Source organism: Acinetobacter portensis (assembly GCF_009372215.1).
Lineage (GTDB): Bacteria > Pseudomonadota > Gammaproteobacteria > Pseudomonadales > Moraxellaceae > Acinetobacter > Acinetobacter portensis.
Map to the genome: position 1 here is coordinate 1 of NZ_LWRV01000054.1, position 11,932 is coordinate 11,932.

Consider the following 11,932-nt stretch of genomic DNA (forward strand, 5'->3'; position numbering starts at 1 on the left):
AATCTTTGTGCAACAAAGCCAGTCAGAATTGAGAAAATAGAAAATAATACTGCGAAATAAGAGTATTTTTTATTTACTTTATAATAAGGTATCAGTGCAACGATAGCACCAATACAGAATTCAAAAATTCTAGATGGCAATAAGTAATAAGCTAAAATTGGATGGTTTTTGGTTAAATATTCTGAAAAAAGTAAGGAGCTCACAATAAAAATAGAAAAGTATAAAAAATAATTTCTTGTTTTAGATTTAAAAATGAAAAGAAGTACAAATGGCCAAATTAAATAAAACTGCTCTTCTAAACTTAATGACCAAATATGAAGTAGAGGGGTTGAATAGGCATTTATACTAAAGTAATCATTTAGTTGTGTTGCAAAGTAAATATTAGAATTTAGAGTAGTACTTGAAATTACAGATTTTAGAAATTGAGACCATTCATCTTGAGTAAATATCAGGCTAAAAACCAATAAACCTGACCATATAAGTGTAAAAAAAGCGGGAGCAAGTCTTATAATGCGTTTTTCGTAAAATTTTTTTACTGAAAAAGATGATGTTTCATTCTGTTCTTTGATGATATTTTTTGTTATGAGGTATCCTGAGATAACTAGAAAAATATCTACTCCTATAAAGCCACCTTGAAATAAATTGATATTTAAGTGATTGAATATCACTAAAAAAACAGATAACGCTCTCAAAATATCAATTTGATGATTGTATGAATGTGGCATGAAGTTTTTAAGTGTATAAGTAATGTAAATATTATACAGACTCACGAATTATTTCTTTTCATTATTTATGCATTTGCGAATAAAAATGCATACTATAAGCAAAATTTTAGTATTCCTTTAAGTATGAACTTTCTTTTAGTCTTACTCGCAAGTGTATTTATATCACTCGCATGGCTTTTGCCCATACATTACCACCCTTGGGTGACTTATACCGGCGAGCTTTATGCATTTTTTGCACTCATTACGTTAGCGCTTTTACTTATTAAAGAGAAAGTTCATATTCCTAAGCTGAGCTTGGGTTTAGTCGTATTGGCTATTGTTCCATTTGGGCAATTTTACTTTGGGAAAGTATTTTTCTTTAGTAATGCATTAATGAGCTCGATTTATATACTCGGTCTTTGGTTCGCAATTATTTTTGGCTATAACCTCTGTATTGGTAAATTTAACCGTGAAAAGACATTTACAACACTTTGCTATGTCTTCCTACTTTCGGGTGTTTTAACCGCACTCATCGCCATTTGCCAATGGCTTAACTTAGATGATGTGATTCCAGGTATTAGTCGCCAAATTAATGCACGTCCATATGCAAACTTCGCACAGCCAAATAATATGGCAACATTCTTGCTCATGGCTTTGCTTGCTTGTTTATATTTATATGAAAAACAAAAAGTAAAAACATCATTATTGGTGAGCTGTACTTTTGTCATGCTGATTAGCCTTGCACTTAGTCAATCTAGAACATCATGGGTCGCTTGTGCATGTATTTTGGTATATTTAGGTTATCAACAATATAAAGCTCAAATTACCATTAAGTGGTATGCCTTAACAGCTTGGCTTGTTGTATTTATTGGATTAATTTTCCTATTTCCTACTTTGGGTGTGTATTTAAGTCAATTCTCAGATGATCAAATTAAATCTGTTGATATTGCACGACGTGCAACAGGAGATATGTCTCGTTTAGCAATTTGGCAACAAATGCTACATGCTGTGGAATATCGACCTTGGTTTGGCTATGGTTGGTTCCAATCAAGTACGGCTTATACAACCATTAGTGAATACTTCCAAGGTCCTGTGTGGGTTCGTAGTGCGCATAATTTCGTATTAGATTTTATACTTTGGAATGGCGTGATTATTGGTGTTCCATTTTTAGTATATTTTGCTTTTTGGGGTGTGCAACTTCAAAAGTATGTAAAATCTAAAGAATCTATTATTGGTATTTTGATGGTTGGGGTATTCATTGTTCATGCAATGCTTGAATTCCCTCAAAACTATGCTTACTTCTTACTTCCTGTTGGTTTTATTTTAGGAACGATTCAAGCACAAAACGTATTGAAAACAGATATCGTACTTCCATCTATTTTTATGCGACTGAGCTTTGCAATTGGTCTTCTTTTATTGGCTTTAATTTATCGAGATTATGATGTTGCTTCATCTCGATTAAGTCAGGCAATGAAATTTGAAAAATCACCTGAAAAAATTACCAATCATCAGCCTGTCTATTTGCTCACAGAATTTAAACACAGAGTTGATTGGGTGAAGATGGATCCGTATACAAAAGTATCTGATCAACAAATTCAGGATATTTCACATATTGTTTTGCTCTATCCAACGAGCTATAACATGGTGAAATTTGCAAGATTACTTGCATTTAATGGTTATGAAGCAGATGCTCGTCATCAACTTAAAATGATTAAAATTATTCGTAAGGCGGATATTCCTTATGAAGATATATTAAAGCCTTAAATGTCTAAAATAAAAAAGCCAGCATATCGCTGGCTTTTTTATTAATCGATTAAAATCGTATTTAGATTTGGCTTTGAATATAATTTTCAGTTCCAACACTTTCAACCAAGTCTAACTGCGTCGTTGTCCAATCTAAATAGTCTTCTTCTTTTTCAAGAATTTCCTGAACAATATCACGCGTTACATAGTCAAGCTCTTGCTCAGCCAAAACTACCGCTTTTTGAAGTGCTTCGATGTTCTCTTTAACTTTACGAACATCGCAATTTAAAACTTCAACCGTATGTTGACCAATATAAAGCTTACCTAAATGTTGTAAATTAGGTAAACCTTCTAAGAATAAAACACGTTCAATAATTTTATCTGCATGTTTCATTTGACGAATAGATTCTTTGTATTCAGCAGAGCCTAATTTTTCAATGCCCCAATCATTAAACATGCGTGAATGTAAAAAATATTGGTTAATTGCAGTTAAATGATGATAAAGCACCTGATTTAGCTGGTTAATCACATCACGATTGCCTTTCATTAAACTACTCCATCCATTATTCAAAGCTTGTTGATCAAGCGGCATTCTAATTATATTAACCAACAGAACACACAATGGCGAGAGATTTATAGAACAGCAAATGAAAATCGCAATCAAAATCAAAAGGGATGATTATTGTGATGAATGGTTATGATAAAAGGAAAGGCAATAAAAACCCGCTGGAGTCAGAAGCGGGGGAGGAGGAATGATCTTCTGATCATTAATTTTATAATTATGCTTATTCTTTAATATGGGGTTTATGCAGCAATTGCTAAGCGAGAGGCAATCATTGAAATTTCATCGCTGATAATTGCGCGCGCTTCAGGTGCACAGCGCCCGCAGCAAGTACCAAGGTCAAGTAGCTCACGTACTTCTCTATAGCTTTCTGCGCCATTTGAAATAGCATCTTTAATGTCTTGATCTGTAATACCACGGCACAAACACACGTACATTGATACAACCATGAAAGAATAAATAAGATAAGTGATATTATTGATAATTATTATCGTTTGTCAATAAAAATCATTTGAATTGCCTTTTATTGTTATTGAGTTTTTGAATAAAAAAACGCCACCTTATAGGTGGCATTTATGATGAGCAATTAAGTTATTGATTAATAACTACAATACCATCCATTTCAACTAAAGCATTTTTAGGCAGACTTGCCACACCTAATGCCGCACGAGCAGGATATGGTTGAGCAAAGTATTCGCCCATAATCTGGTTCACAAGTTGGAAGTGAGATAAATCTGTTAAGAAGATATTTAATTTAGCGATATCAGCCAAAGAGCCACCAGCAGCTTCACATACTGCTTTTACGTTATCGAAAACACGACGAATTTGCGCTTCAATGCCTTCAACAAGTTCCATGCTATAAGGGTCTAAGCCAATTTGACCAGAAAGATACAGTGTATCACCTACTAAAATAGCTTGAGAATAAGTACCGATAGCAGCAGGTGCATTTTCAGTATGAATCACTTGGCGGGACATCTATTTCTCCTTTTATCGTTTCAATTCATCATAAGCTATAGAGCAGCTTCATAGAAGCCTTTCTTTATTGAATTTCTAGCTTGCTATTGATGCTTCGGTCATATTGATAGGTAAAGATAAACGTGTGATACGAGGGAAACCAAAGTGCATACGTAAATCACGAATGATTTTTGCAATTTGATTTCGATCACTAACGACTACATTGGCATAAGTCTTAGATTCGTAAGCACGAACCATTTCTACGCCAACTTTGGCTTTACGGCATTGATAGATAAGCTCTGAAATTTGCTCATCATTCATATTCATATCAATAGATAAATAGGCGTTGAAACTCACATCATCTACATCTTCAGATGTCCAATGTAGTGGCATGATATTTTCAGGATGTAGATGTTGTTCATGCAATAAATTATGACAACGAATACGGTGCACAATTAAACCACGACGAGATAAATTACCTTGGATCGGATCGCCTAATACAGGATTACAGCAATGGGCGTATTTAACATCGACACCTTCTGTACCTTGAATTAAACGGGTAGATGCGTGTTCATCATGCGCTTGATCTTGAGCGAATAAATGATTTGCCACTAACTGAGGTAATAAATCGCCTACTGCAATTTGTTCATATAAATGATCTTTAGAATCGATATGACGCCAAGAAAGTAAATCTTGCCAATCATTTTCTGTTAAATCTTGAATTGAACGATTAAATAATTTTAAAGCACGATTTAAAGCTTGCTGACCGACTAAACGCTGTTCATCAATATCTTGTTCACGCAAAATATTTTGTAGTGCACGACGCGCTTTTTGCGTATTAATAAAGCTCAACCAATCTGGATTTGGTGTTGCTAATACATCGGTAATAATTTCGATAACTTGACCATTCAGCAATGGTGTAGATAAAGGCTTTGTTTCACCATTAATCTTTGAGCCAACTGCGTGGTTACCTAAAAATAGACTTGCTGAATAAGCAAAATCTACAGCAGTTGCACCTTGCGGAAGCTCATGTAATTGACCTTGCGGGGTATATACCCAAATCTTTTCTTGGTGCAAATAATCTAAGAAGTCATTAAAGGTTGTTTTTGCACAGCTACCATCTACCAGAACATTCAAGTTTTGCATAGAAGCTTGAATCGCAGAGCGACAAGCCTGAGGTGCATTTTCACCTAATACAACGCCAAAACGAGCTGCCTTACGCATCAACTCTGTTTGAACGGTAAGTGAGAGTGTCGTTTTTTCGCCTTTTAAGCGCATCATTAAAGATTGATTGCCACCCGGAAGTGGACGACGAATATGATCTGCAAAATGAAGAACTTTAAAGTTTTCTCTTAGAATATCTGCAAGGCGGTCACAGTCGGCAATACTTGTTAAAATAATTTCAAAGGCATGGCTGTGTGTGAGTTCTTGAAGATTGATGTCATTTTTGACGAAGTGTCGAAGAAGTTCGATATTATTATTTTTCTTTTTAATGCGACCCTCAATGCCATGATTTGTTAGAAGGTCGTTTAGATTTTTTTCCCAAATAGACTGGTATTCACAGCGTTTAGGCTTTGTTTGGCGAAGCGCTTCTTGAATGTTATCAAACATATCTAAGTCTAGATTTTGATAACACAGATGTTCTAAATTATCTGCCATTTCATTCATACCAACAATACGTGCCATTGGTACAAAAATATCGATGGTTTCTTGAGCAATACGTGCACGTTTATCTGGTCGTAATGCACCAAGCGTGGTCATATTGTGATAGCGGTCGGCAAGCTTAATAATAATAACGCGAGGGTCTTGTAGTGTGGCTTGTAAAATTTTTCGGAAGGAAGCAGCTTTATTATATTCTTTATCGCTTGAGTGGCTAAGTTTGGTGACACCATCTACAAGCTCAGCAACTGTTTTTCCAAATTTTTCTGTAATGTCTTCTTTTGAAAAATCGGTATCTTCAATCACATCGTGTAAAAGTGCTGCCATAAGGGTTTCGGCATCTAAACGCATATGCGCAAGGATACAACTTACCGAAATAGGGTGAAGAATATAGGGTTCACCACTTTTACGGGTAATACCATCATGGGCAATGTCTGCATAATCACAAGCCGTAAGCACTCTATCGACATCGCTTTCACTTAAATAAGCATCGATAATTGATTTGAGTTGCTGTTTGGCTTGGCTGACCTCTGCACCTGGCATAAACCACCTTTAAATTTTAAGTTACAACATAATGGGAGATTGAAACTACTAATGAAAAGCATATTGAGAAGTATGTCAATTTATTTTTTCATTTTGGGAGAAAATAGTGTCAATTTAAAAAAAATCTTTATCCCGTATTTATAACTGTTATTTCTGAAAGATTAAAGTTCTAAGATAAAAAAAGCCTAGTTTTAAACTAGGCTTTTTTTGATAATTGATTCTTATTGAAAAGAAAAACCATCTAAATTCAAATTGTTTGCAGAAAGTGCAAGGTCAAGACTAGATGTTTGGTAGTCTTGATCACGTTGTTTCAAGATATCTTTAGAAACATGACCGATTGCAATTTCACGTAGAGCAACAACAGTTGGCTTGTCATTGTCCCACTCAACAGTAGGTTCAATGCCTTGACGTGCCAATTGACGCGCGCGTTTGCTTGCCACTAGTACAAGCTCAAAGCGGTTGTCTACATGGTCTAAACAATCTTCAACGGTTACGCGTGCCATAAGGTTTCTCGTTTGAAATAATAAATTTTAACAGACTGAACAGTATAAGGTGCTTTGCCTTTAGACTCAAGTTTTAATCACTTAGATGTTGGAGTAATTAACTTCATAATGAGTTCTTGATGTCTATTTGCTTGCTGAGAAAGCGTAAGGCGATTGGCAATAATGACAGCTTCTAAATCATGTAATGCTTTATTAAAGTCATCATTAATAATGACATAGTCGAAGTTTGTATATTGCTGCATATCTTCAACAGCACAACTTAAACGATGTTCAATGACTTCAACAGAGTCTGTACCACGGTTAGATAAACGTTGACGTAAATCGAACTGGCTTGGCGGTAAAATGAAAATTTGTTTAGATTCAGGAAAAAGTTTACGAACTTGCTCAGCACCTTGCCAGTCAATTTCAAGTAAAACGTCATGACCTTTTGCAAGTTGTTCTTTTACTGTTGCTTGTGCTGTGCCGTAGTAATTACCAAAAACTTCTGCATATTCTACAAAACCACCTTGTTCAACAAGCGCAAGGAAAGATTCTTTTTCTGCAAAATGATAATGTACGCCATCTAATTCGCCAGGGCGTTGACCACGTGTCGTATGGGAGACAGAAACGTGTAAGTTGTTAACACGCTCAAGTAGGGCTTTAACTAAAGATGTTTTGCCCGTTCCTGAAGCAGCAGAAACGACAAACAAGAGACCCGACATGATATTTTTCCTGATATGATAAAATATCTTCTCTATTTTAGAGCAGAGTATGCTTAAACAAAATAGCTAAGCGTCGTTTTGTTTGCATTATTTTTGAATTCTTCTGCAAATTTGATTGAACATCGAGGGTTCTATGGAAATTGTATTGGCCAATCCACGTGGTTTTTGTGCAGGTGTAGACCGTGCAATTGCGATTGTAAATCGCGCTCTTGAGTGTTTTAACCCACCCATTTATGTGCGTCATGAAGTGGTACATAATAAATTTGTGGTCGATGATTTACGTCAGCGTGGTGCTATTTTTGTCGATGAACTTGATGAAGTTCCCGATGATAATATTGTTATTTTTAGTGCACATGGTGTTTCTAAAGCGGTTCAACAAGAAGCGGCACGTCGTGGTTTAAAAGTATTTGATGCTACATGCCCTTTAGTAACTAAAGTTCATATTGAAGTCACAAAATATGCACGTGAGGGTACAGAAGCCATTTTGATTGGTCATGAGGGTCATCCCGAAGTTGAAGGGACAATGGGGCAATATGACAAGAAAAATGGTGGTGATATTTATTTGGTTGAAGATGAAGATGATGTTGCAAAATTAGCAGTGAATCATCCAAATAAAGTTGCCTTTGTAACACAAACAACACTATCTATAGATGATACTGCGAAAGTGATTGATGCTTTACGTCAAAAATTTCCAGAAATTCAGGGTCCTCGAAAAGACGATATTTGTTATGCAACACAAAACCGTCAAGATGCGGTACGTGATTTAGCAACGCAATGTGATGTTGTACTGGTTGTTGGTTCGCCAAATTCTTCAAATTCAAACCGTTTACGTGAACTTGCAGAGCGTATGGGTAAACATGCTTATTTAGTTGATAATGCAGATCAGCTTGAAAAATTATGGTTCACTGAAAATTCAAAAATCGGAGTGACAGCTGGCGCGTCTGCACCAGAGATTTTAATCAAACAAGTGATTCAACGCTTACAAGACTGGGGGGCTAAAGCGCCTGAAGAGCTTGCAGGTCGTGAAGAGAATATTACTTTTAGCTTGCCAAAAGAACTTCGTATTCAAGTAACACAAGCTTAATTAGATTAATTTTTTTAATAGAATATTAAACAGATAAATAAAGTGATTTATTTATCTGTTTTTTTTATTTCAGATAAATGGGTTTGATTTTGTGGAGAAAAATATTTATTTTGGCGTAATAGTAAATAGAGCACTTGTTTGGGAATGTTTTAATGGTCGCTTAGCTTTAGTTTCATATTTTTGTTGGTTTCTATTAAACGGATAGAAATCTAAAAATTAATAAAAATACAGATCAAATTAGAAAGTAAGCTTTTAAAATTAAAATTCATTTTAGGTGCTTGTTGTACTTAAATCATTGTTTAAAAACTTTTATAAAAAATAAAAAAGTGCCTGCTACAACGTGGAAGGAACATGTTGATCATGGAATTTGAAAAAGGCGTTGGCATGATTGAAGTTTTGGTCGCATTACTTCTGCTTGCAATTGGTGTAATGGGTTTCACGGCTTTGCAATTAAAAGCTGTTGATGCCACAAATGAAGCTATGTCCAAAATTGAAGCCATGAATGTTGCAAGAGATGTCGCTGAACGTATTCGAGTGAATAAAAATGGGTTGGCAACGTATATTTCAGAACTAAATAAAACAACACAAGCAACGTTGAGTACAGCGGGCTTAAAAAAGTGTTTAGGAAGCAATGTTTGTTCAGTTACAGATATGGCGAAATATGATGCTGCTCAAATTGTCAGTCAGGCTCAAGATACAGCAATGCAAATTGCATTACCTAATTGTCAGGTGACGGGTTCAGTCAATCGCGTGTGTATTTATGTTGCATGGGGCGGTACAAAGCCAATCAATCATGCCGCAGATCCAGATGCATGTACTTTTGGTGGAGCATATTTGCCTGAAGCAAAGTGTATTGTCATGGAGTTGTATTAATGAAAAATAATATTGCTCAATATGGTTTTACAATTGTGGAATTAATGGTTGCCATTGTGCTGGGGTTAATTATTACAGCCGCTGCTGTTCAGTTATTTTTAACGGGACAAATTTCACTTAGTACTCAAAAAGGTATGGCGGATATACAGGAAAGTGGAAATTTTGGATTACGCTATATTACTAGTGATGTTCGTCGTGCAAATTACGATAATGTGGATTTAATCAATGACCGTTTATTGAATAGTGGTATTGTTTTAACGTCAAGAAATGCTCCATCTTATATTTCAACTTCAACATTTACTTCTACCAATATTCCAACGAATTTACCCAATACAATCACTAATGCCGTTCTGTTAAGTTCGAGTAAAAACCAACTCAGTAATGTTTTAAATTCAGTAAAAGTGGAATTGAAATCAGATCAATTGGTCATTCAATATTATGCGGATCAGGACGGAACTGATTGCGAGGGAAGTGGTTACACAGCAGGACGTTATATTGTACAGCGTTATTTTTTAAGGTTAGATAGCAATGTATCGAATGCAGAAGCAAATCAGGCACTAGCTTTGGCTTGTGAGGCAGGTTGGTATATCGATACAAGTACAAAAATTCTAAAAAACCCATCTACATCGACATTAGAGTTTGGAAAAACCGAAGGTGAAATTATCATTCGCCGTGTCGATTATCTGCACTTCTTGTTGGGTGTTTCTAATAATGAAAGCAACAATAATTTTAGATATATCTCTGTAGAAGATTATCTTGCAATTAATGATTATCCAAGACCTCGAATTTCTTCAATTCAAGTTGGAATGCTGATTCGTTCCAATGAAACAGCAAATGTTTCTGATGTTGTTTCAATCGATAAAGCCTACACGGTTTTAGATCAATCTATTTACTTAAAGCCACATTCCAATACAACGAAATATCTGCGTCGTGTGGTATCGCAAACCATTGCCTTAAGAAATGGAATCTCCTCAGAAGCAAAGGCGGTGATGTGATGAAAAAGCAAATAGGATCGACTTTAATTATTGTGCTGTTGTTGCTGATGGTGATTACTGTTGTGGGGACATTTGCGATACGACAAAGTATGGTGAGCTTAAATGTTGCGACAAATAGTCAGGCGCAGCAATTACTCATGCAATCTTCAGACGCTGTGTTGTACCGCATAGGAAATTCGAATTTTGCCAGTACCAGTGGGAATCCATCCTCTTTATTAGGATATGCATTGAAGAATTCGGGGCATGAAGTGGTCTTCTGTTTTAGAAGCCAACTCAAAGAAGATACGGCATTTTCGGTTGGTACAACCAGCTTGTTAATGTGGAATGATAGCAATACGGAAGTGGCATCGAGTGGTGTATCGGGTTTTTGTGATTTAACCAAACAAGCCGATTATGCAAGCAGTCGAAAAGCGCAAATTACGCAAGTCACGATTATTGCAAACCCACCTTCTAATATCGCTTCTAAGCCTTTACAAAGTGTGAGTTTGGGCAGTGACCTATCTAGCTTGGGCAAGTTGGATGAAGATCAAAGCAAAAAAATACGGGTGTATGTGACATCAATTTTACCCAATTTAAGTACGGCTACATCAGCAAAAATAACAGCATGTTTAAAAAGACCAAGTGAAAAGCCATTGTTTGGTAGTGCAGAAACAATAGATGCCTGTTTAACCAAAGAAAATGTTCCATTTAATACGCAGATGCAGGACTTTATTTTAGATACATACGTGAGTATTGCGACATAGCATTACAGATTTTGGAAATATAATAATGAATAAAAATGTACCAAAAAATAAGATAAGAAAAATAGGCTCAAAAATCTTTGTTTGTGCGCTTTCAGCGAGTTTGATGGGTGTTTTTACAACAGCAATTACACATGCAAGTGATATTGAAATTTATAAGAATCCAACCGTGAAAGGCAAGACGATTGTTATGTTGGCATTGGATAACTCTTATCGTATGGGCTTAACAGACACAGGTAAGAATAAAACGCGCTTAGCCATTTTAAAACAGTCTTTAAAAGAAGCACTTGAAGGTGTTAAAGATGCAAAAGGTAATTATACGATAACCCCTTTGCCTGATACGACGATTGTTGGATTATCTACTTTGGGTACAGGTCCGAGGCATGGAAAAATTGTTGTTGCTGCTAGAGCTTTAAATGATTGGGTTGGATTAGAAAGACAGAGGCAAGTTTTAATTCGTGAAATTAACGCGATTAAGTCTGAATCAAGTACAGCAACGAGCCTTTTGTATGCAGAAACTGTGGGGTACTTGTTAGGAAACTCTATGACATATCCAGTTGATATTTCAAGTGTCAATAATGGAGTTGAGTCGGGTGTTCATACTAAATTTGACTATATTACAGATTTAGCAATTAAGTCGCCTTTGTTGGGAATGGGAAAATATAAATCACCTATGTCTCAATTATCTCAAGAGGAACAACAATGTTCTGCACAAGGCATATTCATTTTTACGGATGGTGTGCCAACAACAATTACCAAAGAAATTGCAGAGCCGCTATATAAGAATGCCGTAAATGACCCAAGTTTCAGTTGTAATGCGACTGAAACACCTGCTGTTTATTACTCTTTAAGGTGGTGTTTCCAAAAGTAT

At 35.8% G+C, this 11,932-nt stretch carries 13 protein-coding genes; 6 read left to right on the plus strand and 7 right to left on the minus strand.

The annotated features are described in order from the left end of the window. Positions 1–770: acyltransferase family protein (locus A6M14_RS05730; protein WP_152874044.1), on the minus strand; the 770-nt coding region annotated here is incomplete at its 3' end. 78 nt (positions 771–848) lie between these two features. On the opposite strand from A6M14_RS05730, the gene A6M14_RS05735 reads away from it, so the two are divergent. Beyond that, positions 849–2,468, plus strand: a complete 1,620-nt coding sequence (locus A6M14_RS05735; protein WP_152874045.1) for a PglL family O-oligosaccharyltransferase — start codon at positions 849–851, stop codon at positions 2,466–2,468. 61 nt (positions 2,469–2,529) lie between these two features. Here A6M14_RS05735 and bfr read toward each other — a convergent pair whose 3' ends face one another. The 6 genes from bfr to gmk form a co-directional block, all read right to left on the minus strand. Continuing rightward, a complete protein-coding gene (bfr, locus tag A6M14_RS05740; protein WP_152874046.1) occupies positions 2,530–2,994 on the minus strand; it encodes a heteropolymeric bacterioferritin subunit Bfr in 465 nt (154 codons plus the stop codon). Between the two features lie 257 nt (positions 2,995–3,251). Next, positions 3,252–3,446, minus strand: coding sequence for a bacterioferritin-associated ferredoxin (locus A6M14_RS05745; protein WP_152874047.1), 195 nt, complete (start codon positions 3,444–3,446; stop codon positions 3,252–3,254). Positions 3,447–3,600: 154 nt separating this feature from the next. Beyond that, positions 3,601–3,984 (minus strand): RidA family protein, encoded by a 384-nt coding sequence (locus tag A6M14_RS05750; protein WP_152874048.1) that lies wholly within the window; start codon positions 3,982–3,984, stop codon positions 3,601–3,603. A gap of 75 nt (positions 3,985–4,059) precedes the next feature. Then, on the minus strand, positions 4,060–6,165 hold the full coding sequence (locus tag A6M14_RS05755; RefSeq protein ID WP_152874049.1) for a RelA/SpoT family protein: 2,106 nt from the start codon (positions 6,163–6,165) through the stop codon (positions 4,060–4,062). Between the two features lie 221 nt (positions 6,166–6,386). Continuing rightward, the gene (rpoZ, locus tag A6M14_RS05760; protein ID WP_058870403.1) at positions 6,387–6,668 is read right to left on the minus strand and encodes a DNA-directed RNA polymerase subunit omega; all 282 of its coding nucleotides are present in this window, start codon (positions 6,666–6,668) and stop codon (positions 6,387–6,389) included. A gap of 77 nt (positions 6,669–6,745) precedes the next feature. Further along, positions 6,746–7,369, minus strand: a complete 624-nt coding sequence (gmk, locus tag A6M14_RS05765; protein ID WP_152874050.1) for a guanylate kinase — start codon at positions 7,367–7,369, stop codon at positions 6,746–6,748. Between the two features lie 133 nt (positions 7,370–7,502). On the opposite strand from gmk, the gene ispH reads away from it, so the two are divergent. From ispH to A6M14_RS05790, 5 genes are all read left to right on the plus strand, one after another. Beyond that, a complete protein-coding gene (gene ispH, locus A6M14_RS05770; protein ID WP_152874051.1) occupies positions 7,503–8,453 on the plus strand; it encodes a 4-hydroxy-3-methylbut-2-enyl diphosphate reductase in 951 nt (316 codons plus the stop codon). A gap of 357 nt (positions 8,454–8,810) precedes the next feature. Then, positions 8,811–9,326 (plus strand): type IV pilus modification protein PilV, encoded by a 516-nt coding sequence (pilV, locus tag A6M14_RS05775; RefSeq protein WP_188110862.1) that lies wholly within the window; start codon positions 8,811–8,813, stop codon positions 9,324–9,326. Then, on the plus strand, positions 9,326–10,321 hold the full coding sequence (locus A6M14_RS05780) for a PilW family protein (protein WP_152874053.1): 996 nt from the start codon (positions 9,326–9,328) through the stop codon (positions 10,319–10,321). The genes pilV and A6M14_RS05780 overlap by 1 nt, the downstream gene beginning before the upstream one ends. Next, on the plus strand, positions 10,321–11,064 hold the full coding sequence (locus A6M14_RS05785; protein ID WP_152874054.1) for a PilX N-terminal domain-containing pilus assembly protein: 744 nt from the start codon (positions 10,321–10,323) through the stop codon (positions 11,062–11,064). The genes A6M14_RS05780 and A6M14_RS05785 overlap by 1 nt, the downstream gene beginning before the upstream one ends. A gap of 25 nt (positions 11,065–11,089) precedes the next feature. Beyond that, a partial coding sequence (locus A6M14_RS05790) for a vWA domain-containing protein (RefSeq protein ID WP_479680064.1) occupies positions 11,090–11,932 on the plus strand: 843 nt, incomplete at its 3' end.

What these genes read in the sequence shown, in the direction of transcription:
- A6M14_RS05780 (WP_152874053.1), top strand. Translation starts at nt 9,326, where the DNA reads ATGAAAAATAATATTGCTCAATATGGTTTTACAATTGTGGAATTAATG.
- A6M14_RS05755 (WP_152874049.1), bottom strand. Translation starts at nt 6,165, where the DNA reads ATGCCAGGTGCAGAGGTCAGCCAAGCCAAACAGCAACTCAAATCAATT.
- gmk (WP_152874050.1), bottom strand. Translation starts at nt 7,369, where the DNA reads ATGTCGGGTCTCTTGTTTGTCGTTTCTGCTGCTTCAGGAACGGGCAAA.
- A6M14_RS05750 (WP_152874048.1), bottom strand. Translation starts at nt 3,984, where the DNA reads ATGTCCCGCCAAGTGATTCATACTGAAAATGCACCTGCTGCTATCGGT.
- A6M14_RS05735 (WP_152874045.1), top strand. Translation starts at nt 849, where the DNA reads ATGAACTTTCTTTTAGTCTTACTCGCAAGTGTATTTATATCACTCGCA.
- bfr (WP_152874046.1), bottom strand. Translation starts at nt 2,994, where the DNA reads ATGAAAGGCAATCGTGATGTGATTAACCAGCTAAATCAGGTGCTTTAT.
- rpoZ (WP_058870403.1), bottom strand. Translation starts at nt 6,668, where the DNA reads ATGGCACGCGTAACCGTTGAAGATTGTTTAGACCATGTAGACAACCGC.
- ispH (WP_152874051.1), top strand. Translation starts at nt 7,503, where the DNA reads ATGGAAATTGTATTGGCCAATCCACGTGGTTTTTGTGCAGGTGTAGAC.
- A6M14_RS05785 (WP_152874054.1), top strand. Translation starts at nt 10,321, where the DNA reads ATGAAAAAGCAAATAGGATCGACTTTAATTATTGTGCTGTTGTTGCTG.
- A6M14_RS05745 (WP_152874047.1), bottom strand. Translation starts at nt 3,446, where the DNA reads ATGTACGTGTGTTTGTGCCGTGGTATTACAGATCAAGACATTAAAGAT.